Origin of the sequence: Emticicia sp. C21 (assembly GCF_003418935.1) — a bacterium.
GTDB lineage: Bacteria > Bacteroidota > Bacteroidia > Cytophagales > Spirosomataceae > Emticicia.
Window position 1 is genome coordinate 97194 of the sequence record NZ_QVMT01000015.1, and the last position, 26183, is coordinate 123376.

The following is a 26183-nucleotide window of genomic DNA, read 5'->3' on the forward strand; positions in this document are numbered from 1 at the left end:
TTGAGAGTGTTGATATAATTTTATAGTAGTTCAATCGAAAAAGTTAAAGAAGTTCTTAATAATAATGGAGGAACAAGCAAAAAGTACCCTTTTAATAGATTTACAGTATTTACCTTGCACAAAATTTTTCTCAACATTGCTTCAATTTGACGAGATTATACTGGAAAGCCATGAGCATTATGTCAAACAAAGCTATCGGAACCGATGTTATATTCTGGGCGCAAATAAAGTAGAAATGCTGATTGTGCCTGTTTTGGATGGCAATAAAAAGATTCTGGTGAAGGATATTCAGATAGATTATCAACAAAAATGGTATGAAATTCATTGGCGGACTATTAAAGCGGCCTATGGAAAATCGCCATTTTTTGAATTTTTTGGAGATTATTTTCAAAAGACATTGCAAAAGAAACCACATTTTCTATGGGACTTGAATTATGAATTACTGACAATTTGTCTGAAATTATTGCAGATAAACAAGACAATTCGTCTGACAGAGAATTATAATAAAGAGCTAAAAAGTGGCGTTTTTGATGCCAGAGGGCTCATAAATCCCAAAAAAGACTCAGAAACAGGTATATACTATCAGTCAATAGCCTATCAACAAAACTTTGGCAGCGAATTTGTACCTAACCTTAGCATGATAGACTTGCTTTTTTGTAGGGGAAATCAATCTTTAGGAATTCTAAAGAAATCTTTTATAAAATGAACAGAGTTTGTTAATAAATCGTTATATTGCAAATGCAAGTGTTTTGCTTAAACTAATCATTGAAGCAACCAAAGCAATAGAACCATTGTAAAATTATTGAAATAATGGGAAATTGGATAAGCGAAATGATTAATCATTTTTCCCCTTACAATCTACTTAAATTAAATGGAGCCTAAATTTTCACAAAAAGTTAAAGACATCATCACCCTTGCCCGTGAAGAAGCACTTAGGCTTGGTCATGATTACATCGGAACCGAACACTTGATTCTGGGGATGATTCGCGACGGAGAAGGTATTGCTTTAAATCTTTTGAAAGGGGCTGGTGTATCGCTTGAGGAGTTGAGAATTACAATTGAACAAGCCACCAAAGGAACTGCTACCAATAATATAAAAAATTTGGCAAACATTCCGTTGACACGCCAATCTGAAAAAGTTTTAAAGATTACGCATTTGGAGGCCAAAATCTTCAAATCACAATTAATAGGCACCGAGCATTTACTGTTAGCTATTTTGCGCGACGCAGATAACCTTGGTGGCCAGATTTTACAAAAATTCCATTTGAATTACGAACAAACGAAAGAGATGCTTGATTATCAATTGACCGGTCAGAAACCGGTGATGGAGCGTCCTGAAACTGATGATGATGACGAAAGAATTTTCGGCAGTGGTTCGGGTGGATATCAACAAAGAAATGACCCGAAAAACCCTGAAAAATCTAAAACACCAGTATTAGATAATTTTGGACGTGACTTGACGAAACTAGCCGAAGTAGGCAAATTAGACCCGATTGTTGGACGTGAGAAAGAAATTGAGCGTGTTGCCCAGATTCTGTCAAGACGTAAGAAAAATAACCCGATATTGATTGGTGAACCCGGTGTAGGTAAAACTGCTATTGCAGAAGGCTTAGCCTTACGTATCGTTCAGAAAAAAGTGTCTCGTATATTATTTGGTAAAAGAGTTGTTACCCTCGATTTAGCATCTTTGGTAGCAGGTACTAAATATCGCGGACAGTTTGAAGAGCGTATGAAGGCTGTGATGAATGAGTTAGAAAAATCACCCGATGTAATTTTGTTCATCGATGAAATTCATACCATTGTAGGGGCAGGCGGCGCAAGTGGCTCTTTAGACGCTTCTAATATGTTCAAACCTGCATTAGCCCGGGGTGACATCCAATGTATTGGTGCTACAACGCTGGATGAGTATCGTCAGTATATAGAAAAAGATGGAGCTTTGGCTCGTCGTTTCCAAATGGTAATGGTTGAGGCCACTTCTATTGAAGAAACCATCGAAATTCTTAATAATATTAAAGATAAATACGAGGATCATCACCACGTTAATTATACACCTGAGGCGATGGAAGCTGCAGTAAAATTATCAGAAAGATATATTACTGACCGATATTTACCAGATAAAGCTATCGACGTGTTAGACGAAGTGGGTGCTCGTGTACATATTAATAATATTTCAGTACCACAGGATATTCTATTCCTGGAAGAACAGGTTGAGTTGATTAAGAAAGAGAAAAATCAGGTGGTAAAGAGCCAACGCTATGAAGAAGCAGCTCAACTACGCGACCGTGAGAAAAAACTTTTAGAGCAATTAGACCGTGCAAAAGCAGCCTGGGAAGAAGAAGCTAAAACTAAACGCTATAATGTAACAGAAGACAATGTAGCGGACGTGGTGGCAATGATGACCGGAATTCCTGTGAAGCGAGTGAATATGAATGAGGGTGAGAAAATCCTAAAAATGGGGGACGCTTTACGTGGAAGAATTATTGGTCAGGACCCGGCCGTTGAAAAATTGGTAAAATCGATTCAACGTACGCGTGTAGGATTGAAAGATCCTAAAAAACCAATAGGTTCGTTTATTTTCTTAGGCCCTACAGGTGTTGGTAAAACCGAGCTTGCTAAAACATTGGCAGAATACCTCTTCGATAAGGAAGATGCACTGGTAAGAATTGACATGAGTGAGTATATGGAGAAATTCAGTATTTCCCGCCTAGTCGGAGCGCCTCCAGGATATGTCGGTTATGAAGAAGGCGGTCAGTTGACCGAGAAAATCCGGAGAAAACCATACTCAGTGGTATTGCTTGACGAGATTGAAAAGGCTCACCCTGATGTATACAATATCTTGTTACAAGTATTGGATGATGGTGTCTTGACTGATAGCTTAGGACGTAAGGTTGACTTCCGTAATACTATTATCATCATGACTTCAAACATTGGGGTACGTGACCTGAAAGATTTTGGTACAGGTATCGGTTTTGCTACAAAGGCTCGTACAGAGAATCAGGATGAAATGGTGAAGAGTACCATTCAGAATGCTTTGAGAAAAACATTCTCTCCAGAGTTCCTGAACCGTCTGGACGATGTAATTGTCTTTAATTCATTAAGTCGTGAAGACATTCATAAGATTATTGACATCGCCTTGAAGCGCTTAACTTCTCGTATTGCCAATATTGGTTATCAGATTGAATTAACAGATAAGGCAAAAGATTTCTTGTCTGATAAAGGATATGACCAACAATATGGTGCTAGACCTTTGAATCGTGCCATTCAGAAATATGTGGAAGACCCATTAGCAGAGGAAATTCTGAAAGGTGAAATGAAAGAAGGGGATACCATTCAGGTTGATTATAGCGGAGAGGGCGAATCGCTTAGTTTTGCAAATGTTAAGAAACAAGCAGAAATCGAAGAATAAGAAAATCTTAGTTTCCTGGTAAATAAACAACAAAGGCACGGCTTTTAGCTGTGCTTTTGTTATTTTTGCATTTATGATTCTTGACTATATCAAATACCTTTTTCTCGCTAAAAACGAGCATAGTTTACACTCGCCTTTTTTGTTTGAATTTTATCTCAAAGTTCTGAAAAACTCAACGTTAGAAAATGATTGTTTAGCGATTGAAGAGTTAAGAAAGAAGCTATTATCTGATGAACGTGAGATTGAAATTACAGATTTGGGTGCAGGTTCGAAACTTAATCAGTCGAATAATAGAAAGATAAAAGAGATTGCTAAAAATTCTCAGAAACCTGCCAAACTAGCTCAATTATTTTATCGGATTATTAAGTTTTACAACTATCACACTATTCTTGATTTAGGTACTTCACTAGGTGTCACAACGGCTTATCTGGCAAAAGCAAATAAAGAGGGCAAAGTTTTTACCTTTGAAGGTTGCCCAAATACGGCTCAAGTAGCAGAGGAGAATTTTACTGAATTAGGTATTCACAATGTAGAAGTTATTGTAGGTGATTTGAATGACACTTTACAAGAGAGGCTGAAAATGACTGACAAAATTGACTTTGCTTTCTTTGATGCCAATCATCGCTATCAGCCAACGGTTGATTATTTTGAAAAATGTCTGAGTAAAATACACGAAGATGGCTGCTTTATTTTTGATGATATATATTGGTCTGAGGGTATGAAAAAGGCTTGGGATCATATTAAAAGTCATCCTCAAGTGACTATTTCTATTGATATTTTCTGGGTGGGTATTATATTTTTCAGAAAAAAACAACCGAAGCAGCATTTCATTTTGAGATTCTAAATAGTGTATGGATTTGGTAGATGAAGCAAACTAAAACGTTTTTTTCGATGTTAGTTGAAAATAGAACAGATAAAGTCACAATGTTAGATATTCAAAAAATAAGAGCAGATTTCCCGATTCTTGAAGAAAAGATAAACGGCAAAGACCTGGTGTATTTTGATAATGCCGCTACTACACAAAAGCCATTGCCGGTGCTGAATGCTTTGTCAAATTATTACGGTAAATATAACGCCAATATACATCGGGGAATACACCATTTAGCCGAAAAAGCTACTTCTGCTTTTGAAGCCACGCGCCGGACGATTCAGAGATTTCTGAATGCCAGATATGCTGAAGAGATTATTTTTACTTATGGTACAACTGATGGTATTAATCTGGTTGCCCAGACTTATGGACGCAAATTTTTAAAAGAGGGGGATGAAATCATCATCAGCACATTGGAACACCATTCTAATATTGTGCCCTGGCAAATGCTATGCGAGCAAAACGGCTGTATATTGAAAGTGATTCCGATTAATGACAATGGTGAATTGATTTTGGAGGAGTATGAAAAATTGTTGTCGGAAAAGACTAAATTTGTATCAGTTGTTCATGTATCTAATGCCTTAGGTACAATCAATCCGGTAAAGTATATTATCGAAAAAGCGCATGAAGTAGGAGCAAAGGTATTGATTGATGGTGCACAAGCTACTTCACATTTGAATATTGATGTGCAGGATTTAGATACTGATTTCTATGTGTTTTCGGCACATAAGCTATATGGGCCAACCGGAATGGGAGCTTTATACGGTAAAAAAGAGGTACTGGAAGCCATGCCGCCATATCGTGGTGGAGGAGAAATGATTAAAGAAGTGACGTTTGAGAAAACTACTTATAACGAACTTCCTTATAAATTTGAAGCTGGTACACCCAATATCGCCGATGTGATAGCTGTTAAAACAGCTATTGAATACATTGAGGAATTAGGCAAAGAAAACGTAGCAGCGTATGAAAACGAATTGTTGGCCTATGCTACCGAACAATTATCGAAGATTGAGGGTTTAAAAATTATTGGCCAGGCAAGAGAGAAAGTTTCAGTAATTTCGTTTGTGATAGAGGGTATTCACCCACAAGATATAGGCGTGATACTTGACCAACAGGGGATAGCTATTCGCACAGGTCACCATTGTACCCAGCCATTAATGAAACGATTCGGGATTCCCGGAACTTCAAGAGCCTCATTTGCTGTTTATAATACCAAAGAAGAGATAGATAAGCTCGTACTCGGTATTGAGAAAGTAAAAAAAATGGTACTTTAATTCATTCAAGAAAGCATGACAATAAACGAAATACAGGATGAACTCATAGAGGAGTTTGAACTTTTTGATGATTGGGAAGAGAAATACGAGTACATCATTGATTTAGGAAAGAAACTACCAAAACTGGCTGACGAATATAAAACTGAAGAAAATATTATAAAAGGGTGTCAATCAATCGTGTGGCTAAATGCTTATATGAAAGATGATAAGCTGATTTTTGAGGCAGATAGTGAAGCGATTATTGTAAAAGGTCTGGTAAGTATGTTATTGAGAGTTCTTTCCGGGCATACACCTGAAGAAGTACTCAATGCAGATTTGTATTTCATTAATAGAGTAGGGCTAAGCAGTCACCTGGCTCAAACCCGCTCAAATGGATTGGCATCAATGGTAAAACAAATGAAAGCCTATGCGTTGGCTTTTCAGGTATTAGAAGAAAATAAATAGTTTTTTGAAATGAACGAACAAGAACTAAAAGATAAAGTAATAGAAGCGCTTAAAACCGTATATGACCCAGAGATTCCGGTTGATGTATATGAGTTGGGTCTGATATACGATATTAAGATTTTTCCGGTAAACAATGTTTACTTATTAATGACACTTACCTCACCTTCATGTCCATCAGCTGAATCTATCCCGGTTGAAATCGAGCAGAAAGTAAAAGAAATTGAAGGAGTAAGTGATGTAAGTGTTGAGCTGACTTTTGACCCACCATATTCAACCGAAATGATGTCAGAAGTAGCCAAATTAGAATTGGGTTTTATGTAACAAATTATATATCCAAGCTAAACGAGCATCTAACGAACATCAGTTAGCTTGACTTTTTCAAGTATTTTTTAACAAAAAATAATATTATGTATCCTCCTCATTTAGTAGCACCTATGAAAGCCGAATTAGTAAATGTTGGCTTTCAAGAATTACTGACTCCGTCGGATGTCGATAATTTCATCGAAAATCAAAAAGGTACTGCATTAGTAGTAATCAATTCAGTATGTGGTTGTGCCGCAGGTACTTGTCGCCCTGGTGTAAGATTAGCTTTACAACGTTCTGAGGCAAAGCCTGAACATCTGGTAACAGTTTTTGCAGGTGTTGATACCGAAGCAACGCAACAATTACGCTCTTATATTCCATTTCCTCCATCATCGCCGGCTATTGCTATTTTTAAAGATGGAGAGATAGCACATTTCATCGAGAGGCACCATATTGAAGGTCGTTCGGCAGAAATGATTGCTACACACTTAGTAGCAGCATTTGACGAGATCTGTGCAGAAGCGTAAGAAAAGATAATAAAATGAAAGTCTCCCTTGGTAACAATGGGAGACTTTTGTGTTTCTGAAAGCAGAACTATTAAAAGTTTGGCTTCAATAAATATTTGGCATAGAATTCATCAATTACCTTTACGGCATCTTCTGCAGTATCTACCAACTTGATTAGTTTCAGGTCTTCGGGATTGATGTTTTTTTCACTATCACACATGGTATTCTGAAGCCAGTCAAGTAATCCTTTCCAATACTCACTACCAACCATTACGATCGGGAAACGAGCAATTTTCTTGGTTTGAATCAGGGTTAAGGCTTCAAATAATTCATCAAGGGTACCAAAGCCACCAGGCATAATAATAAACCCTTGAGAATATTTCATAAAGCATACTTTACGTGCAAAGAAGTAATCAAAGTTGATACTTTTATCAGGGTCAACGTATTGGTTAGGCACTTGCTCAAACGGTAATTTGATATTTAATCCAATTGATTTTCCACCATTCTTACTTGCACCTTTATTGCCGGCTTCCATAATACCCGGGCCACCGCCTGTGATTACACCATAGCCGTTTTTTACCAATCTTGCTGCAATGTCAACAGACATCTGGTAATATTTATGATCTGATTTGGTTCTTGCTGAACCGTATATAGTTACCGAGGGCCCTATTTTTGCTAGCCTATCAAAGCCATCCACAAATTCTGCAACCGTTTTTAAAATTTGCCATGAATCTTGGCTATGTATTTCATTCCATCCTTTTTCAACAAATGCTTCGCGGATTAGTAAGTCGTCATTTGATTCAATTTCCTTTTCGCTCATAGTAAATTAATAGTAATTTGTCGTACAAAATAAAGATTCTTCTTCAAGAAATTCAGAGGAATCGGATTAAGAAAACGTATATTTGCAAAAAAAAGTTTGAACCAACAAATATATATCAATGAAAGTTGCAATAGCAGGAGACCATGCAGGATTTGAGTACAAGAAAGTAATTTTGCATTGGCTTCAGGAACAAAATTTTGAGACCGCAGATTTTGGCCCATATACTTCTGAATCAATGGATTATCCGGACACCTCTCACTCATTAGCCAGTGCAGTTGAAAAAGGAGAATATGAATACGGTATTCTGATTTGTGGTAGTGGAAATGGCGTATGTATGACAGCTAATCATCATCAAGGTATCAGAGCCGGATTGGCCTGGAATTTAGAAGTGGCGGCCTTGATTCGTGAGCATAACAATGCTAATGTCATTTGTTTACCTGCACGATTTATTGATCTTGAATTAGCTTTGGAATGTGTAAAAACATTTTTGAATACACCTTTTGAGGGTGGAAGACATGCACGCAGAGCGGATAAAATTTCTTGCTAAAAATAAGGAGCCTGTCTGATTTGAATCAAACAGGCTCTTCTATTATTGAAGGTTTTAATATTTTCTCTGATAAATTCCCTTAATGTTAGTAGTTCTATAATCTACCGCTAAAGCCGGAATTCGCTGAAAAATTTTAGGGACTACATTTTGCTTATCAATGATAATGGTAGGAGGGTCTTTCTTAAAATTATCGAATATATTAATGATACTTTCGTAGTTGTCCGGGTTTTCTAAATCAATCTTCGATAAATCCCAATTCAGATAACAAGTAGCAGATTTCCCGAGTTTATATTCATCAATTCTTTCACCTATAACAAGCATCTTTTGTCCTTTCATTAATTCTGGTAGAGATTTGGGCTTAATTCTCATGTCTGAAAGTTGCTCAAATCCTCTCCCTAAAACCGGAGTTACTCCTTGATATTGCATTACGACAATTGCTATAAATGCAATCATAAATGTCAATTCAGGGAAGAATGCACCTCGGAAATGTAAAAAGAAACCTGTAACAAAGAATGCAAAACAAGGGATAAAAATGATGAATTGCATGGGAGCGACATTTGGCGAGAGGAACAATGCCAAGAGCGCCACAACCGCCCATATCAACATGATTTGCTGCGTGCGTTGTTGGTAGCTATTATAACGAGATGCCTGTGATTGGCGAAGAAAACCTAGAAAAGCAAGAATAGTAGGAATTGAAATCGCTAGCAAAGCACTTTTGAAATCTTCTAGACTATATTGCTTGATTCTGAATATTCCGCTGAACCAGTTATACTTGAATTCTTCGATACTATTATTAAAATAAAAATAAAGTGTCACCAAAAATAATGGAATAGCGAAACCAAGCATGGCTAAGAAGTGTTGTCTTAAATTAGCGTTGGTAAAAAATAATAGACAAGCGGTACTCCATAAAATGAAAACCATAGAAGGCTGGTGAAACAGAACAGCAATACCGATATAAAGTCCGATTTCAAAAACTTCATCAGATACCCCTTCTCTTCGTTCCATTTGTTTTACAATTTTATTGAAAGCAAAAAGAAGAAAGGTAGTAGCTAATAAAACCGGAGAAAGTTTGCTCATATCAAACGACAAACTCATCAATAAAACATAAACCAAGCCTGGTGCGTAATTTTTTTCAAGGTAAGTCTGACGCGTGTTACAAGTAAAAGTAAAATAGAGTGCCTGAAAATAGATAATCAGAATGGCAATAAACTCATAAGCAAACTGAACCCTGCCGAATGACAAATCAATTAACCAATAGATAAAAGCAGAAAGCGGGCCCACGTTAGTCAGGATTTCTTTATAGAGAAAACTTCCGTCACGGATTTTCTCTCCGACCAACATCCACTCTAATTCAGGCAATAAAATTGGGAGTTTGTCACCCAGAAAAGGCAATTTCAGAAGAATCACCAACAACAATAATGACAGGATATGGAAAAGCGTATTGAATCTAAAAAACGTTAGCAAGGCTGTACTGTTTATATTTTCTGCAAAGTTATGAAAAATTAGTGCAGTATAGCTCAAAAAGATAGATTTACCCGACAAAACATAATTTTTAAAGCATTTATTCATTAATAAACCGGAAATAGTACGGATATTTGTATATTATTTAGTGAATTTGAACACAATGGAATCGAAAAGACAAAGACAAGTAGCGAAACAAATTCAGAAAGATTTGGGAGAGATTTTTCAGAGAGAAATGAAACAGACATTTGATAAGGCTTTCGTTACAATTACTGATGTAAAAACTACACCTGATTTAGCTATAGCCAGAGTTTACCTAAGCTTTTTGCTTACAAAAGATAAAGAAGGATTACTGGAAACCATACGCGAACATACTAAAGTTATCAGAAACCACTTGGCAGCTCGCGTGCGCCACCAATTGCGTATAGTGCCTGATTTACAGTTTTATATAGATGATACAGCAGAATATGCACAAAAAATAGAAAACCTTTTTGCTGGTATCGTTATCCCTCCAGCTCCTGCGGAGGAAGACGAAGAATAATTTCATCATCAATAAAGCAGTAAAATCTCAATATCTTGAATTTATCCTTATTAATAGCCAGACGGTATTTCTTATCCCGAAAGAAAAAGAGTTTTATCAACTTTATTTCGTTTATGTCCATGCTAGGTATCGGGATAGGGACTATGGCAACGGTAGCAGTTCTATCTGTTTTTAATGGTTTGGAAGATTTGAATCGTAGTATTTTTAAATCTTTTGATCCTGATATTAAAGTATCGGCTGTGGAGGGTAAAACTTTTACTATCGAAAAGGATAAATTAAATAGGCTAAAGCAAATAAAGGGCATTGATTATGTGACTGAGGTGATTCAGGATAATGCTCTAGTCATGTATGAAGAAGGGAAGATGGTGGTGACACTGAAAGGAGTTGATAGCACTTTCCAGAAGAACAGTCGGCTAAAAGGCTCCTTGGTAGAGGGAAGTTTTCTATTACATAAAGATGATATAGATTATGCTTTTATAGGTGGTAATGTATACGGAGCACTGAATATTTCTTTAGATAACATATTAGAACCTTTAGAAATCTGGTACCCTAAAAACCAGAAAAAGTTATCCCTTATCCCGGAAAACAATATTAATAAGAAGGTTATAAATATTTCGGGGGTATATGCATTAGAGCAATTTCATGACGATTACGTGTATGTTCCACTTTCGGTGGCGCAGGAGTTGACAGAATACGGAGATAAACGGACTGCCTTGGAAGTACAATTAAATCCAGAGACAAACACTGATAAAATACAGGATGAAGTTAAAAGTATATTTGGTGATAAATTTCTGGTGCAAAATCAGGATGAACAAAATGCTAACTTATTTAGAGCAATAAAAATCGAAAAATTGTTTATCTTTATAGCATTGGTATTTATAATCGGTGTGGCTTCTTTCAATATATTCTTCTCACTAACTATGTTAGTAATAGATAAAAAAGAAGAAGTAAAGACTTTATATGCGATGGGAGCCGATGATTCGTTAATAAAAAGAATATTCTTTAGTGAAGGAGCGATTATCTCTTTTATCGGTACAATGGTTGGTCTTATTTTAGGCCTTTTGTTCTGCCTGACACAAGAACGATTTGGTTGGTTAGGTATGGGTATGGATAGTGCTGTTGTTGATGCCTATCCGGTAAAAATAAACCCGATGGATTTTTTGATTACTGCTATTGCTGTTGTTGTTATCACATTGTTGGTATCTTATTTTCCTGCTAAACGTGCCACAAATAAATATTGATTAGATTTTTCAAGCTGACAAAAATACAAATGAACCTGCTCTTAAAAATTACTTCCTTAGCTTTCGTTGTTACCCAGACTTTCGCTCAAACTGCCAGTCTGAATATGCAATCAAAAAAATGGATTCTTCTGACAAATAGAATCGAAAAAAGTGATATTCATCTTGCTTCTTATAGCCCGTCAAAGCTAAAAGCAGACACTTTTGTGATGCGTTTCGGTGCCGGAGGGAAAATTGAGTACGATTACGAAACGAATCCTAATGCATCATCAGGTGGTAGAATTGAGTTTTTAGACATCGACACAAAGAATTCATCTTGGCAGTACAGTCCTGATGCTAATGTAATGACATTGACTTTAAAGGGTGGTTATAAAAGCCTGGATGATTTTAATTTCAAAAGAGCGTATATAATTGAACCAACGGCTGGTGGCTACGTTTTGAAAAGAATATCAGAACAAACCGCTGAGAACCTAAAAGTTCAGGCAAATCAAACTGAAACTTTAAAAGTATTGGTAAAAGAGTCAAATGCTAAGCCTGTTGAAATTATCAGACCCGTTTTGATAACAGAAGTAAAGGAAGAGGTGAAGCCAGCTATGACAGAGGCTAAAGAAATCAGTAAAGAAGAAATAGAGGCTGCAAAATTTGCCGAAACTATTGCAAAGACCAAAGTTCTATTGTCTGATACAAAACGCTGGATTTTGTTGACCAATAAAATTATGAAGAATACTATCAAATTTACTTCATATGATAAATCAAAATTCAGAATCAATACACTGATACTGACCTTTGCCAATAATGGAAAATTGGAGTACGATTATCAGATGGACCCGACACTCGAATTTTGTGCTGGTATAGATTTTCTGGATATTGATACAGACGAGTCTGCCTGGTCGTTTGACGAGGCTGGCAATGTGTTGACATTAACGATTAAAGGTGGTTATGCCAGTCTTGATGATTTTAAATTTAAAAGAGAATATAAAGTAGAACAAACAGATGATGAATATGTTTTGCATAAAATAAAGGAACATTATTACATCGATTTGAAAAAACAAAATCAGAAAAAGAAGTCGGAGTAAATAGACTTTTGAGCTAATAGCAATAGGTTAATTTTACCACGGAGTAGCACAGAGTTTGGCACAAAGTTTCACTAAGTGGTGAATCATTTTTCAGTGTAACTCCGTGCCTAAGCCTTTAAAAGTCTGTGGTTGATTATTTTTTAATTTGAATTAATGGGTGAATTTTATCACTCATTCACAAATTCTTACAACACATGCGTTTATTAAGTCCACTAATATTACTGATTCTTAGCTTAAGTGTATTTGCACAAGAGCCCTCACATATTGCTCCAACCCAAGGAAAATATAATCCCGAACGTACCAAAAAGAATGATCTGATTCATACCAAACTGGAATTGAGACCTAATTGGGAAAGGCAGCATATGGTCGGTACAGCTACTATCACATTCAAGCCACACTTCTATCCACAAAATACCCTTGAGTTAGACGCCAAAGGCTTTGACATACAAATGGTTAGAATGAAGGGCCAGGAATTAAAGTTTGATTATGATAAACGTATCTTGAAAATAGATTTAGGTAAAACTTTTACCAGAAAAGATTCTGCCCAGGTACAGATCATGTACATAGCTAAACCTAATGAATTACCATTGGGTGGGAGTGAAGCAATCACTGCTGATAAAGGCTTATATTTTATCAATGCCGATGGCAAAGACCCTGATAAACCCAGGCAAATATGGACACAGGGCGAAACCGAAGCCAATTCCTGCTGGTTCCCTACGATTGATACCCCCAATCAGAAAACTACTCTGGAAATCTATATTACATTAGATAAAGCATCAACAGATGCTAAGTATCTGACATTATCCAATGGAAAACTGATTTCTTCAAAAGTTAATAGCGATGGCACGAGAACTGACTATTGGCGACAAGATAAATCTGCTGCTCCTTATCTGACTATGATAGCCATTGGGGATTTCAGAAAGGTGGTTGACCCCAACTATAAAAAATTTGAAGTAAGCTATTATGTAGAGCCAAAGTTTGAGAAATATGCTATGAACATTTTTGGACGGACACCCGAAATGATTAGCTATTTTGAGAATATTTTGGGCGTAAAATATCAATGGGATAAATATTCACAGATTGCAGTAAGGGAATATGTATCTGGAGCAATGGAGAATACCACTGCTACTGTGCATGGCGATTTTGTTCAGAAAGACAATCATCAGCTAGTGGATGATAACGATGATGGAGTAATAGCTCATGAACTTTTCCACCATTGGTTTGGAGATCTGGTAACGGCAGAATCATGGTCTAATCTCCCTTTGAATGAGTCATTTGCTAATTATTCTGAATATCTCTGGACTGCCCATAAATACGGACAGGATGAGGCAGATTTAGTAGCCTATATTGCATTCAATCAATACTTCAACGAGGCACTTGAAAAGCAAGAACCATTGATTCGATATCGCTATAACGACAAGGAAGATATGTTTGATTCACACTCTTATGCAAAGGGAGGAAGAATCTTACATTTATTAAGAAAACAGGTAGGGGACGAAGCATTCTTTACGGCTTTAAAACTATATCTGACACAAAATGCTTTTAAAACCGGTGAGGTCGACCAATTGAGATTAGCTTTTGAATCAGTAACGGGAGAGGATTTACACTGGTTTTTCGATCAATGGTTTATGAAACCCGGTCATCCTGATTTGCAGGTAACACAAGAGTATGCTAATGGCAAACTTAAATTAACCATTAACCAGATTCAGGATACTACTTATTCATCTGTTTACCGATTACCTCTGCAAGTGGAAATCTGGTCTGATAATCAGAAATCTGTTCAGAATATTTTGGTTGATAAAGCGCTAAACACTTTTGAATGGAATCTGGCTTCTGCTCCGCAAATGGTATACCTTGATCCTGAAAATACTTTAGTAGGCAGAGTGCTATTCCAGAAATCAAAAGAAGAGTATATCTATCAGTATTATCATGCTGAAAGGATGCCTGCCCGTTTAAATGCGCTTGAAATTCTTACTTACGTACCTAATGGCGATAGTACTGTTGTTAGTCCTGCTTTAAATAAAGATATTCGTAAGGTCTTAATAGATGCTACTAAGGACAAATTCTGGAGAGTAAGACAATTGGCAGTTCAGAAATTATATGATTATGATGGAGACGATTTTTTAGAGGTTGAGAGGGCATTGCAAAGCCGTGTTCAAAGTGACGAACGCTCTTATGTACGAGCCGATGCTATCATTGCTATGAAAGGTTTCCAGAATTCTCAGAACGATAAATTATTCCGTCAGGCATTAAATGATACTTCTTATACTGTTCAGGCTGCCGCCCTTGAAGCTATTCTGGCAAGTAAGCCATCGGATGCAGCAGAATTGGCTAAGAAGTATGAATCATCATTTAATACAGCGATTTTTTCTGCTGTAGCAAACTATTTTTCAGAAGAAGCTGCACCAGAAAGATTTGATTGGTTTGTAGAACACTTAAGTAAAATGAGTGGTGGAGATTTATATCAGGTATTAGGTATTTTTGGTACTTATCTCGTAAAGTCAAGCCCTGAGATTCAAACCAAAAGCTTACCCTTATTAAAGAAAATCGCTACCAAAGATTCTCAATGGTATGTTCGATTTGCAGGATTGCAAACTTTGGCATTGTTAAGTGATTTAAAAGAGACCAAAGACATTATAAAGGAGGTAATTGCTGCTGAAAAAGATCAACGTTTACAGAAGGTTTATCAGCAATATAAAGATTTGTAGGTCGAAATTATAGTTTTATTATTTCATTCCAAGGCTCACAACATGAACAGAAACCTGAAAGATGGCTTGAATTTTTTCTCTAAAGTAACTCCTGCCCGCGCATGGAATGCTTTAAAGAATGTTTCAAGCTATGTGGAGTCGAAAATGACCGGAAAACCTGTTCACAGAGGCTTACCTATTGCCATTTCAATAGAGCCGACCACTTCCTGTAATCTCCGTTGTCCTGAATGTCCTAGTGGGTTAAGGAGCTTTACGCGTCCGATAGGGATGTTGGAAGAACAACTCTTTAAGCAAACCATTGATGAGCTTTCAAAAACCTTATTATATCTTACTTTCTATTTTCAGGGAGAACCCTATTTGCATCCTAAGTTTTTAGAGTTAGTAAAATATGCCTCGCAAAAAGGCATTTATACAGCTACTTCTACAAATGCTCACTACTTGAGTGATGCTAACGCCAAGCGCACTGTAGAATCGGGTTTAGATAGAATGATTATCTCCATTGATGGTACTACACAAGATGTATACGAACAATACAGAGTTGGTGGGAACCTGTCAAAAGTGATTGAAGGAGCTAAGAATATTATTAGGTGGAAGAAGGAACTAAAATCGTCCACACCTCATGTTATTTTCCAGTTTCTGGTTGTAAAGCCCAATGAACACCAAATGGAAGAAGCAAAGCAATTGACAAAGGAGATAGGTGTAGATGAAATAGCGTTTAAAACTGCTCAGATTTATGATTATGAAAATGGCTCTGATTTAATACCAACCATAGATAAATATGCACGCTATGTCCAACAGACCGATGGTACTTATAAAATCAAGAATAAACTGCTTGACCATTGCTGGAAAATGTGGCACTCTTGCGTAATAACCTGGGATGGACTTGTAGTGCCTTGCTGCTTTGATAAAGACGGGGAATATCGTTTAGGAGATCTGAAAAAAGATACCTTTGAAACCCTTTGGCATAGCCAACCTTATCATAATTTTCGCCAATCATTGGTACGTTCACGTTCTGAAATTGAGATGTGCAAAAATTGCACAGAGGGAACTAAGGTCTGGGGTTGATATTTCAATATTCATTTTATAGATTTGCCATTCTGTTTATTTTTTAACCAACCGAACCTCTATGAATTTAATAGTTAGAATCAAATTAATGGTCATGATGTTCCTTATGTTTGTTACATGGGGGGCGTGGTATGGCCAGATGGGTAAATACCTTTTTACTTCTCTTAATGCCAGTGGCGACCAGATTGGTCTGGCATATGCTACTTTCTCCATTGCTTCTATTGTTGCTCCTTTCTTTATGGGTATGATTGCAGACCGTTTTTTTTCTGCACAAAAAGTGATGGGTGTCTTGAATATCTTAGGAGCAGTAATTCTTTATTTTTTAATTCAGGAAACCAATCCCGATAGATTTTTTTGGTACATTCTGGCTTATACGCTAACGTTTGCACCAAATCTTGCTTTGTCTAGTTCAATTGCCATGAAACAAATGCAAAACCCTGAAAAGGAATTTCCTCCTATCAGAGTTTTGGGTACTATTGCCTGGATTGTGGTAACCAATATCATTGGTTATTATGGTGTTGGAGATAAAGTAACTATCTTCCAGATTGCCATGTTTACCTCAGTTGTTTGGGGTATTTTTGCATTTACTTTACCTGATACACCTCCCAAAGCAACTTCGTCTACATCATTTGCGCAGATTTTAGGTACTGATGCTTTTGTGCTTTTCAAAGACCGATCTTTCATGATCTTCTTTATTAGCTCAATATTAGTTTGTATTCCACTTTCATTCTACTATGCGCATGCAAACTTGTCGTTGACAGAATCTAATATGACAAATGTGGAGAATAAGATGTCATTAGGACAAGTATCAGAGGTATTATTCATGTTATTAATTCCGGTTGCTTTGACCCGGTTCGGAATCAAGAAAATGTTGATTGTTGGCTTAATAGCATGGATTATTCGTTTCATTTGCTTCGGGTACGGTGATGGCATCTCTTCTGAATGGATTCTTTATTTAGCCATTGTTTTACATGGTGTTTGTTATGACTTCTTCTTTGTAACCGGACAGATTTATACCGACAATAAAGCAGGCGACAAAATTAAAAGTTCTGCGCAAGGACTCATTACTCTGGCAACCTATGGGGTTGGTATGGGTATTGGCTCCGTACTATCAGGTAGAGTATTAGATATGTATACAACCACTGATGCAGCAGGGAAAATTATCCATAATTGGCAAGGTGTCTGGATGATTCCGGCAGGTATTGCTGCTGTGGTTTTGGTGCTTTTTGTATTAGTATTTAAAGACAATACCAGACAAGCGAAAGCTTAATTATTATAATTTCTATGATTTCCTTATGGACTTTCGAGCTTATAAGGAAATCATTTTTTCATCTATATGAAGTATATTTTAGTTGTATTGCTATTGATTTTGCTATCTATCTGTTCTTCTTGTTCCAGTCTTAATTCAATCAATGATATGAATTGTAAATTATCAGAAGACAGAAGAAAGAATATCATTGGTAAATGGAAAGTAACAAGTGATAATAAGAAGTTTATCTGGAGATTTTATAGTGATAAAACAACTGCTACTTTAGAAAATATATACCTGACACAGATTTTCGACAGAGATGTATATATTAGCACTTGGGAGAATGAAAAAATAGATACCCTTCGGATATATTATAATTTTGATGATCCTAATAGTACTCAAAGCCGCAGCATAAGCCAATCTATCAGGCAATTATACAATAATCCAAATAAGATAGATTATTACATTCTCTCGAATGAATGCAGGAGAATAACATTAGTCAATACTAAAACCCTTGATACACTACAACTGAAACGCAAGCAGTATTTTTATCAGTAGTCTACTCCTTAAATTTAAGTGCCTCAACTACACGCATTTTAGACACAATCAAGGTTGGTATAGTGATGACAGCCAATATTAATAGAATAGTAGCGATATTGAGTACTAATACAATCATCCAGTCCCAGGCAATCGGTACATAACTAATATAATAATTCTCAGGATCAAGTGGAATAACTTTGAAATAGTATTGAATTAGTCCTAAGCCTATCCCAATCAGGTTACCATAGAGGATTCCCTTCAGAATAATACTCAACCCATTCAATACAAATATTTTTCGAATCTGGGTATTATCAGACCCAAGCGCCTTTAGCATACCAATCATAGGTGTCCGCTCCATCATCATCACTAACAATACTGAAATCATATTAAAGCATGCTACGACTAATATCAGTGCCAGAACAATTAATATATTTTTATCCAATAAACTTAACCAGTCAAAAATAGCCGGAAACATCTCGGTAATTTTTGTTGCTTTCATATCCTGGTCAATTTCATTTGTAACAAGTTTTGATGTTTGTTCTAAATCATCAAAATTCTTTAGAAAAATTTCATAATGTCCACAAATATTTGGTGTCCACCCATTCATTTTCTGTACTAATGCCAAATCACCTATTATAAAATTTTTGTCAAATTCTTCTAATCCGGTTTCATAAATGCCTACTACTTTTACTTTTCTAACCCGTGGAGGAGTTTGTATGAAATAAATAAGTACTTCGTCTGATAATTTTATTTTAAGCCTGCTTGCAATTCTTTTACTGATAATTACTTCATTTGAAAAACTGGTGTCTGCAAAGGTTATTCTTTTACCTTCTATCAAATTTTGAGAGAAGGTCTGCCAATCGTAGTCTCTTCCTACACCTTTAATAATAATCCCGGCTAATTCTTCACTTGATTTCAGCATTCCTGCCTTGTTTCCGACTGCCTGAACATGCTGTATTTGAGGATTTTGACGATAATTATTATAAAAATTTGTTTTTATTGGCATTGGTGTTTCTTCATACGACTGATTCAATGTAATTTTGCTGACTTGTATATGAGAGCTAAGGCTGAAAAGTTTATCTTTGATGGCTTGTTTGTAACCAACCAGTATGGCAAAGGAGATAATCATGACCGCTAAACCGATGGCAATACTCGCCACCCCAACTTTGACAACAGTAGAAGTAAAAGACTCTGATTTAGTTTTTTGAATGCGTTGGGAGATAAAGCGAGATAAATTCATGCGTTTTTAATATAAGCCTGATTGAAAGTAAATATCGTGTTAAACGATATTTACACAAAACTATCGTTTAAAACGATACCAAATAACCAGAACACTAATTATTCTTTAGATTTAAAGCTTTTCATTTGAGGAAGGTCATCAGTGAGGCCTAAAAGACATCGTTCATGTATCATAAAATTAAAGTATTTATATTTAAAATCTTTCTTTTAGGTTTATTTACTCTTGGAACTATTGAGCTATTATACCAATTTAATCCCTATACCGAAAGAAATTTAGAAATATCGTATACTGCCAGTATTATCGAAAAATACAAAAGGTTAGAATCTTTGCCCTCTCCTAAAATTGTGTTGATTGCAGGATCTAACTTTGCTTATGGCATTAATAGTGAAATGATAGAAAAAAACTTTCAGAAACCTGTCGTTAACATGGCTATGCATTATGATTATGGTACTGATTTTATGCTTAGACAAATTCAGGATGAATTACATGCAGGCGATACCGTAATTATGGGCTTTGAGTATATCATAGAAACAGAGGGTGATGTTGGCGAGAAAATACAAATGGCCAGGATATTTCCGAAAGCTAATAAGTGGTTTGATTATAAAGATATCACCCAATATATTAGAGAAAATGCCATCGTGCGCATCTCAAACTTAAGATTAACTTTAGAAAGATTAGGTAGTGGTGAAGAAGCACAACCAACTATAGAAGATTCAACCAGTATTTTCTTCAGAAAAGCAATTAATGAGTATGGTGATTTAGTAAGCCATTTGAATAACCCTTCGCTAAAAGCTATTCCTCCTGCTGTTATCAACGATAAAGTGAGTATGCATCTTGCCATTGAAGATATGAATGCATTTTATGAGAAAATGAACAAAAGGGGCGTTAAAGTCTATTATTCATACCCATCTTATGCACAATCAAGCTACGAGCACGACCAGGCTATTATCAATAAATTAAATATAGAATTTAAGCAAGAAGCGCAATTTCCTATTCTGGGGAAATTACAGGATTTTGTTTTTGCCGATAGTTTATGTCAGGATATGGTATATCACCTCAATGCAAAAGGTCGTGATATACGTACACAAAAACTGATTAATTTGTTAAAAACTGCCCATTAATCAAATTAAATGACAGGTATAAAGAAGTTTTTTTATAAAATATTTTTACTGGGAGCAATTATTATTGTTTCGGTTTGGCTGTTAAATAAGGTTTTTATTGCACAAACTTACCCTTATGCATACCTGGGCGGTATGCTTATTGATAAACACAAAATTGCACACGATACAAAGTCACCAAAAGTTTTGTGGGTAGGGGGGTCAAGCGGTTCTTTTGGTATCAATAGTGATTCTCTTCAAAAAAAACTCGATATGCCTGTCGTCAATATGTCATTTATTGCACCATTGGGTACCTATTTTTTATTGAATGATGCATTGAAAGAGGTGAATAAAGGTGATGTCGTTTTTGTAAGTACCGAATATGATATAGAAAAGTATAGTACGCCTCAGGTAGTATATGAAGCGGTAGACTATTATCCAAGCGGAGCAATTTATATAGAAAAAGATACTACACTTGTTGATTTTATTGGTCATAGAGTAAAGCATAAGCTTTCGAATATCAAAAAGTTATTCTGGAATGTCTTTAGCAAAAATGATGCGGCTAATGCATCGGTTGATGATAGAACCTCGGTTTACTTTAGAAAAGCGTTTTCATCAAAGGGAGATATTCTTAGCCATGTAAATAATACTCCTAAATCTGTAGATTTTCTTTTATTTCCAAAGGCACCGGTAGATTATCAGGAACAGATAGATGATCTAAATCAATTTATTGCAGAAGTCAGAAAAAAAGGAGCAGAAGTATATTATGTCTTTCCACCGTTGGCAGAGTCAACATATAAGTATGGTAAAGAGGCTGTTGAATCAGTAGAGAAGCAATTGAATGCTAAACTGGATTGTAAAATATTGGGCAGAGCAGAAGACTTTGTTCGAAAGGATTCCAGCTTTTTTGATTCATTTTATCATTTAAAACCGACAGCGCGAGACCTGAATACTCAGAAAATATTAGAATTATATAAAGAGACCAAATAGATAAACAATTACCATTCAATTTAACGATTGAGTGACTATCTCAAATTTGCCTATTCACATTATTTGATATGATATTTAATTCGATAGAGTTTGCCATTTTTTTTCCAATAGTAACCCTTATTTACTTCCTGCTACAGCATAAACACCGCTGGTGGTGGCTATTGGCAACGAGTTGCTATTTCTATATGTTCTTCAAACCAGAGTATATCCTGATATTAGGCTTTACGATTGTGATAGACTATTTTGCAGGAATCCTGATTGAAAAAACACAAGGAGCAAAACGAAAATGGTATCTGGTAATGAGCTTGATTGCTAATTTAGGGGTACTGGCGGTTTTTAAATATTATAACTTCTTTACTTTAGTAGTAGGAGAGGCCGGATTAGCCAGTTTGCCTATGCTAAAAATTCTTCTTCCTATTGGCCTCTCATTTCATACTTTTCAAGCCATGAGTTATACCATTGAGGTATATCGTGGCAATCAGAAAGCAGAAAGACATTTTGGTATTTACTCGTTGTATGTAATGTTTTATCCGCAATTAGTGGCTGGACCTATAGAACGTCCACAGAATGTACTGCACCAGTTTTATGAAAAGCACGCATTTAATTACGAGAGAGTAACCAGTGGTTTAAAACTAATAGCTTGGGGGCTGTTTAAAAAAGTAGTAATTGCCGATCGTCTGGCATTGTTTGTTGATAAAGTTTACGACCATCCATTAGATTATCAGGGTATCCCTATTATTGTAGCCACTATCTTTTTCTCTTTCCAGATTTATTGTGATTTTTCAGGATATTCGGATATTGCTTTAGGCTCCGCGCAAGTGATGGGTTTCAAACTAATGAAAAACTTCGATAGACCTTATTTCTCCAAAAGTATCTCAGAGTTCTGGCGCCGATGGCATATTTCACTATCTACCTGGTTCCGGGATTATTTGTATATTCCTTTAGGTGGAAACAGAGTAAATACTTACAGACGATATTTTAACCTGTTTTTTGTCTTTACTATGAGTGGTTTATGGCATGGAGCTAATTGGAACTACATAATATGGGGAGCATTGCATGGCTTTTATTTGATAGCTGCTATTGTTCTATCTAAGCCACGTAATTTCATTAATAAAATTACAGGTATTACAAAACTACCAACCGTCTTTAAAATCTTACAGATTTCAATCACTTTTGTATTGGTAGCTTTTGCCTGGATATTTTTCAGAGGAAGCTATCTTGAATTAGGTTGGACATGGCACCTGGTAACTCATCTATTTACTGGCCTACCAGGTTTATCAGAATTTCTGCATTTAGATTATATTTCACAATACGTTTTCCTTGATAAAGGCGCTAAAGAATTTTTTACTGCCATTGCCCTGATTATCTTCATGGAGGTAATTCATTACATTCAGCGAGATAAAAGTATCCGTGATATTGTTGCCTCAAAACCTACTTGGGTGAGATGGGGGCTTTATTACCTCTTTATCATGCTATTTTTCATCTTCGGAATTTTTGATTCTCCGGCACAGTTTATTTATTTTCAATTTTAATTGAGTGATTTAGCGATTGAGTGAATGAGTGATTGTTGCAAACTATATTCTGGTTTTATGAGGGAAGAGTAAAACAGTAATTTAAGCAAATCTAAATGGACTGATTTTCAAGGGTTATACCATGAAAATCAGTCCATTTGCTTTTAAATAATCACAAAATCACTCATTCGTTCAATCACTCAATTATTGGAATCGAAAATTTTTTTATTAATCTACTTGTTTGGTAGATTATATATATTTTAATTTGTACCATAATCAAATAATTATCAACAAACAGGTTTAATACCTGCAATTTTATTTGAAACTACGGTCGTGTGTCTTAGACGGAAGACAAAGAGTTTCATAAACTCTTTTAAGTGGTTCGACACCACTCACGACAACACATTTTAAATATTGATTCGGATAAGTGTTGAGTCGAAACGTGTATTCTATAATTAATTTGCTTTAATCCTCACTTACAATGGTTATCAATTATTTAGCGTTTGCAGTCCCTTTCTTTTTGTTTTTTATCTGGCTCGAATATTACGTGGCAAAGAAGCGTGGGAAGCATTATTTTAAATTCAACAGTTCAATAGCCAATATCAACGTCGGTATTGCCGAGCGCCTGATTGATTTGTTTACTGCTGGAGGATTCTACTTCTTTTATGATTATTTGCATACTCACTTCGCCATTTTTAATATTCAACCAAGCATTTTACTTTGGATTGCCTTATTGTTGTCTACTGATTTCTTGTGGTACTGGTACCATCGTTTTGGTCATAAAATCAACCTTTTCTGGGGCTTTCATGTAGTTCATCATCAAAGCGAGGAGTTTAATTATACTGCAGCTACCCGTATCACTATCTTTCAGTCAGTCGTGCGAACAGCATTTTGGGCACTGCTGCCGGTTATAGGTTTTCCTGCTGAAATGATTACTACAATTCTCTTAGTGCATGGTATATATCCCTTTTTCACACATACGCGTTTAATTGGTAAGCTAGGTATAATAGAATATATTATGGTCACACCCTCTCACCATAGAGTTCACCATGCCAGCAATGAACAGTATTTAGACAAGAATTTTGGTGATATGTTCATCATCTGGGATAAACTCTTCGGCACTTTTGCCGAAGAAAAAGAAGAGCCCACCTATGGGCTAACCAAGCAGTTAGACAGCTATAGTTTTTTATGGCAACATTTTCATTTTCTGGTTGAAATAGGGTATGCTGCAAAAGCTGAAAAAGGACTTTGGAATAAACTAAAGGTTATTTTTGGTCGTCCCTCAGACTTTGATCCGGAGATGAGGGCAAAGGCTGAGAAGAGATTTCTTTCGGTAAGAAAAGTACAGGCGCGTACCTCCAAATTCCGGTATTATGTTATTGTGCAGATTACATTTACCATAGCAGCCTTATTTCTATTGCTGCTTTTAGAACACTACATACCTTTCTTTTTGCAGGTAATGATAGCGTTCTTTATTCTGATAACACTTATAAATTGTGGTGCTATTCTGGAGCAACGTCGATGGGTGTTTTATTTAGAGTTTGCCAGGGCAAGTCTGGTGACGATTTCTACTTTCTATTACTTCCCAAGCCCGACTCTGATTGGAATGTCAGTACTGCTTTTATTGGTGAGTCTGGCGTATTTCTCAAGTCTGCAAAGGCAGTATTTGAGATTTATCTACGGAAAAAGAAAAGTAATTTAAAATTGCAGATGTTTTATTCATCGTAATAGGTTATGGTTGTCAATTAGCTTGGTTAGTTTCTAACCAAGCACAATTTTCTTACCGATAGATAACATACGTAAATAAATCCACAATTAGGTTTCTTTTATTATTAAATTTAGGTTTTCAATAAATATTCACAAAACCATTCTAAAATTATGCAATTTGAGACCCTTCAACTACATGCTGGTCAGGTTGTGGACCCGGCTACCAATGCAAGAGCAGTACCTATTTATCAGACAACCTCCTACGTTTTCAATAATGCCGAGCATGGTGCTAATCTATTTGCCCTCAAAGAGTTCGGCAATATCTATACCAGAATTATGAACCCTACGAATGACGTTTTCGAAAAGCGCATTGCAGCCCTCGAGGGTGGGGTGGCAGCTTTGGCAGTGGGTTCTGGTCATGCGGCACAATTTGTAGCTATTAATAACATCACAACCGTAGGGGACAACTTTATTACTACTTCCTTTTTATACGGTGGTTCGTACAATCAATTCAAAAACTCTTTCAAAAATATTGGTGTAGAAGCACGTTTTGCACATGGAGATGATGTTGAAAGTTTTGAAAAGCTGATTGACGAAAAAACCAAATTTATATATCTTGAATCAATCGGTAACCCTGGTTTTAGTGTCCCTGATTTTGAAGCTTTTGCTAAACTGGCACAAAAACACGATTTACCTTTAATTGTTGATAATACCTTTGGCGCAGCCGGAGCTATTGTGCAACCAATTAAATATGGTGCTAATGTGGTTGTACAATCTGCTACCAAATGGATTGGCGGTCATGGGACAACAATGGGTGGTGTAATTGTTGATGCAGGAAATTATAACTGGGGTAATGGTAAATTTCCTCAGTTTACAGATCCATCACCGAGCTATCATGGATTAGTATTAAACAGTGTTTTTGGTATTGGTGGACCATTTGGTAATATCCAGTTTATTATCAGAGCCAGAGTAGAAGGCTTAAGAGATTGGGGCGCATCACAGGCTCCGTTCAATTCATTCTTATTATTGCAAGGCCTGGAAACACTAACCCTGAGGGTGGAAAGAATTGCCGAAAATGCACAGAAACTCGCTGAGTGGTTACAAGCCCATGAGCAGGTAGAAAGCGTAAACTATTTGGGTTTACCGGGTAATCAGTATTATAATCTAGCTAAGAAATATCTTAGTCGTGGTTTTGGGGGCGTATTATCTTTCAAATTGAAAGGAGATAAAGCAACAGCCTCAAAATTTGTGGATAGTCTGAAATTAATCAGTCATTTGGCAAACGTAGGCGATGCCAAAACATTGATTATTCACCCTGCCTCAACTACTCACTCTCAATTATCTGATTCTGAGCAATTGGCTGCGGGTGTTGAACCAGCTCAGCTACGTATTTCAGTTGGTATAGAGCATATCGATGATATCAAGGCTGACATTGAACAAGCCTTAGCTAGTATATAGTATTAATTTTTGGTTATGTTCTTAAATGTATGATGGCATTTGGTTGAAATAGAAAATGAATATTTTCATCAAAAACCATTGAATAGTTAGCTTCTTTGAAAACTTGGTAGTGCGACGATGAAATCTAGCGATTT

23 protein-coding genes are annotated in these 26183 nt (G+C 36.2%); 20 read left to right on the forward strand and 3 right to left on the reverse strand.

Annotation, left to right across the window (positions count from 1 at the left end; translation table 11 throughout):
* Window positions 1-64: 64 nt before the first annotated feature.
* The 7 genes from D0T08_RS24530 to D0T08_RS24560 all read left to right on the forward strand — a co-directional run bounded on the left by D0T08_RS24530 (window position 65) and on the right by D0T08_RS24560 (window position 6822).
* Window positions 65-706: a WbqC family protein gene (locus tag D0T08_RS24530; protein ID WP_116985397.1), complete on the forward strand. Its 642-nt coding sequence runs from the start codon at window positions 65-67 to the stop codon at window positions 704-706.
* 165 nt (window positions 707-871) lie between these two features.
* Window positions 872-3406, forward strand: coding sequence for an ATP-dependent Clp protease ATP-binding subunit (locus tag D0T08_RS24535; RefSeq protein WP_116985398.1), 2535 nt, complete (start codon window positions 872-874; stop codon window positions 3404-3406).
* A 73-nt stretch (window positions 3407-3479) separates the two neighbouring features.
* Entirely contained in the window at window positions 3480-4250 is a 771-nt protein-coding gene (locus tag D0T08_RS24540) for an O-methyltransferase (protein WP_116985399.1), read from the forward strand.
* A 47-nt stretch (window positions 4251-4297) separates the two neighbouring features.
* Window positions 4298-5548, forward strand: coding sequence for a cysteine desulfurase (locus tag D0T08_RS24545; RefSeq protein WP_116985419.1), 1251 nt, complete (start codon window positions 4298-4300; stop codon window positions 5546-5548).
* A gap of 15 nt (window positions 5549-5563) precedes the next feature.
* Window positions 5564-5992, forward strand: coding sequence for a SufE family protein (locus D0T08_RS24550; RefSeq protein ID WP_116985400.1), 429 nt, complete (start codon window positions 5564-5566; stop codon window positions 5990-5992).
* A gap of 9 nt (window positions 5993-6001) precedes the next feature.
* A complete protein-coding gene (locus tag D0T08_RS24555; RefSeq protein ID WP_116985401.1) occupies window positions 6002-6313 on the forward strand; it encodes a DUF59 domain-containing protein in 312 nt (103 codons plus the stop codon).
* An 86-nt stretch (window positions 6314-6399) separates the two neighbouring features.
* Entirely contained in the window at window positions 6400-6822 is a 423-nt protein-coding gene (locus tag D0T08_RS24560; protein WP_116985402.1) for a BrxA/BrxB family bacilliredoxin, read from the forward strand.
* Window positions 6823-6892: 70 nt separating this feature from the next.
* On the opposite strand, the gene D0T08_RS24565 is transcribed toward D0T08_RS24560, so the two are convergent.
* Window positions 6893-7621: a TIGR00730 family Rossman fold protein gene (locus D0T08_RS24565; protein ID WP_116985403.1), complete on the reverse strand. Its 729-nt coding sequence runs from the start codon at window positions 7619-7621 to the stop codon at window positions 6893-6895.
* A 118-nt stretch (window positions 7622-7739) separates the two neighbouring features.
* Between D0T08_RS24565 and rpiB the strand changes: the two genes are divergently transcribed.
* A complete protein-coding gene (gene rpiB / locus D0T08_RS24570) occupies window positions 7740-8168 on the forward strand; it encodes a ribose 5-phosphate isomerase B (RefSeq protein WP_116985404.1) in 429 nt (142 codons plus the stop codon).
* 54 nt (window positions 8169-8222) lie between these two features.
* Here the strand turns inward: rpiB and D0T08_RS24575 are convergent, their stop codons facing one another.
* Window positions 8223-9632, reverse strand: a complete 1410-nt coding sequence (locus D0T08_RS24575; protein WP_229239044.1) for a hypothetical protein — start codon at window positions 9630-9632, stop codon at window positions 8223-8225.
* A gap of 160 nt (window positions 9633-9792) precedes the next feature.
* On the opposite strand from D0T08_RS24575, the gene rbfA reads away from it, so the two are divergent.
* From rbfA to D0T08_RS24610, 7 genes are all read left to right on the forward strand, one after another.
* Entirely contained in the window at window positions 9793-10170 is a 378-nt protein-coding gene (rbfA, locus tag D0T08_RS24580) for a 30S ribosome-binding factor RbfA (protein WP_116985405.1), read from the forward strand.
* 35 nt (window positions 10171-10205) lie between these two features.
* Window positions 10206-11411 carry an FtsX-like permease family protein gene (locus D0T08_RS24585; protein ID WP_116985406.1) on the forward strand — a complete coding sequence of 402 codons (1206 nt, stop codon included), beginning with the start codon at window positions 10206-10208 and terminating at the stop codon, window positions 11409-11411.
* Window positions 11412-11440: 29 nt separating this feature from the next.
* Window positions 11441-12484: a hypothetical protein gene (locus tag D0T08_RS24590; protein ID WP_116985407.1), complete on the forward strand. Its 1044-nt coding sequence runs from the start codon at window positions 11441-11443 to the stop codon at window positions 12482-12484.
* Window positions 12485-12678: 194 nt separating this feature from the next.
* Window positions 12679-15192, forward strand: a complete 2514-nt coding sequence (locus tag D0T08_RS24595; protein ID WP_116985408.1) for a M1 family aminopeptidase — start codon at window positions 12679-12681, stop codon at window positions 15190-15192.
* A gap of 42 nt (window positions 15193-15234) precedes the next feature.
* Window positions 15235-16257 (forward strand): SPASM domain-containing protein, encoded by a 1023-nt coding sequence (locus D0T08_RS24600; protein ID WP_116985409.1) that lies wholly within the window; start codon window positions 15235-15237, stop codon window positions 16255-16257.
* 61 nt (window positions 16258-16318) lie between these two features.
* A complete protein-coding gene (locus D0T08_RS24605) occupies window positions 16319-17527 on the forward strand; it encodes a nucleoside permease (protein WP_116985410.1) in 1209 nt (402 codons plus the stop codon).
* Window positions 17528-17674: 147 nt separating this feature from the next.
* Window positions 17675-18064, forward strand: coding sequence for a hypothetical protein (locus tag D0T08_RS24610; RefSeq protein WP_147322844.1), 390 nt, complete (start codon window positions 17675-17677; stop codon window positions 18062-18064).
* A gap of 1 nt (window position 18065) precedes the next feature.
* Here the strand turns inward: D0T08_RS24610 and D0T08_RS24615 are convergent, their stop codons facing one another.
* The gene (locus D0T08_RS24615) at window positions 18066-19286 is read right to left on the reverse strand and encodes an FtsX-like permease family protein (RefSeq protein WP_116985412.1); all 1221 of its coding nucleotides are present in this window, start codon (window positions 19284-19286) and stop codon (window positions 18066-18068) included.
* A 164-nt stretch (window positions 19287-19450) separates the two neighbouring features.
* Between D0T08_RS24615 and D0T08_RS24620 the strand changes: the two genes are divergently transcribed.
* From D0T08_RS24620 to D0T08_RS24640, 5 genes are all read left to right on the forward strand, one after another.
* The gene (locus tag D0T08_RS24620) at window positions 19451-20407 is read left to right on the forward strand and encodes a hypothetical protein (protein WP_116985413.1); all 957 of its coding nucleotides are present in this window, start codon (window positions 19451-19453) and stop codon (window positions 20405-20407) included.
* Between the two features lie 9 nt (window positions 20408-20416).
* Window positions 20417-21373 carry a hypothetical protein gene (locus D0T08_RS24625; RefSeq protein ID WP_116985414.1) on the forward strand — a complete coding sequence of 319 codons (957 nt, stop codon included), beginning with the start codon at window positions 20417-20419 and terminating at the stop codon, window positions 21371-21373.
* 68 nt (window positions 21374-21441) lie between these two features.
* Complete coding sequence (locus D0T08_RS24630; protein ID WP_116985415.1) at window positions 21442-22905, forward strand: MBOAT family protein; 1464 nt, start codon at window positions 21442-21444, stop codon at window positions 22903-22905.
* A gap of 460 nt (window positions 22906-23365) precedes the next feature.
* On the forward strand, window positions 23366-24586 hold the full coding sequence (locus D0T08_RS24635) for a sterol desaturase family protein (RefSeq protein ID WP_116985416.1): 1221 nt from the start codon (window positions 23366-23368) through the stop codon (window positions 24584-24586).
* A gap of 176 nt (window positions 24587-24762) precedes the next feature.
* Window positions 24763-26049, forward strand: coding sequence for an O-acetylhomoserine aminocarboxypropyltransferase/cysteine synthase family protein (locus tag D0T08_RS24640; RefSeq protein ID WP_116985417.1), 1287 nt, complete (start codon window positions 24763-24765; stop codon window positions 26047-26049).
* Window positions 26050-26183 lie beyond the last annotated feature (134 nt).

Coding starts and splice junctions, on each gene's coding strand:
- D0T08_RS24555 (WP_116985401.1), top strand. CDS start 6,002: ATGAACGAACAAGAACTAAAAGATAAAGTAATAGAAGCGCTTAAAACC.
- D0T08_RS24545 (WP_116985419.1), top strand. CDS start 4,298: ATGTTAGTTGAAAATAGAACAGATAAAGTCACAATGTTAGATATTCAA.
- D0T08_RS24560 (WP_116985402.1), top strand. CDS start 6,400: ATGTATCCTCCTCATTTAGTAGCACCTATGAAAGCCGAATTAGTAAAT.
- D0T08_RS24540 (WP_116985399.1), top strand. CDS start 3,480: ATGATTCTTGACTATATCAAATACCTTTTTCTCGCTAAAAACGAGCAT.
- D0T08_RS24600 (WP_116985409.1), top strand. CDS start 15,235: ATGAACAGAAACCTGAAAGATGGCTTGAATTTTTTCTCTAAAGTAACT.
- D0T08_RS24625 (WP_116985414.1), top strand. CDS start 20,417: ATGACAGGTATAAAGAAGTTTTTTTATAAAATATTTTTACTGGGAGCA.
- D0T08_RS24565 (WP_116985403.1), bottom strand. CDS start 7,621: ATGAGCGAAAAGGAAATTGAATCAAATGACGACTTACTAATCCGCGAA.
- D0T08_RS24550 (WP_116985400.1), top strand. CDS start 5,564: ATGACAATAAACGAAATACAGGATGAACTCATAGAGGAGTTTGAACTT.
- D0T08_RS24535 (WP_116985398.1), top strand. CDS start 872: ATGGAGCCTAAATTTTCACAAAAAGTTAAAGACATCATCACCCTTGCC.
- rpiB (WP_116985404.1), top strand. CDS start 7,740: ATGAAAGTTGCAATAGCAGGAGACCATGCAGGATTTGAGTACAAGAAA.
- D0T08_RS24615 (WP_116985412.1), bottom strand. CDS start 19,286: ATGAATTTATCTCGCTTTATCTCCCAACGCATTCAAAAAACTAAATCA.
- D0T08_RS24605 (WP_116985410.1), top strand. CDS start 16,319: ATGAATTTAATAGTTAGAATCAAATTAATGGTCATGATGTTCCTTATG.
- rbfA (WP_116985405.1), top strand. CDS start 9,793: ATGGAATCGAAAAGACAAAGACAAGTAGCGAAACAAATTCAGAAAGAT.
- D0T08_RS24530 (WP_116985397.1), top strand. CDS start 65: ATGGAGGAACAAGCAAAAAGTACCCTTTTAATAGATTTACAGTATTTA.
- D0T08_RS24595 (WP_116985408.1), top strand. CDS start 12,679: ATGCGTTTATTAAGTCCACTAATATTACTGATTCTTAGCTTAAGTGTA.
- D0T08_RS24620 (WP_116985413.1), top strand. CDS start 19,451: ATGTATCATAAAATTAAAGTATTTATATTTAAAATCTTTCTTTTAGGT.
- D0T08_RS24630 (WP_116985415.1), top strand. CDS start 21,442: ATGATATTTAATTCGATAGAGTTTGCCATTTTTTTTCCAATAGTAACC.
- D0T08_RS24590 (WP_116985407.1), top strand. CDS start 11,441: ATGAACCTGCTCTTAAAAATTACTTCCTTAGCTTTCGTTGTTACCCAG.
- D0T08_RS24640 (WP_116985417.1), top strand. CDS start 24,763: ATGCAATTTGAGACCCTTCAACTACATGCTGGTCAGGTTGTGGACCCG.
- D0T08_RS24610 (WP_147322844.1), top strand. CDS start 17,675: ATGAATTGTAAATTATCAGAAGACAGAAGAAAGAATATCATTGGTAAA.
- D0T08_RS24635 (WP_116985416.1), top strand. CDS start 23,366: ATGGTTATCAATTATTTAGCGTTTGCAGTCCCTTTCTTTTTGTTTTTT.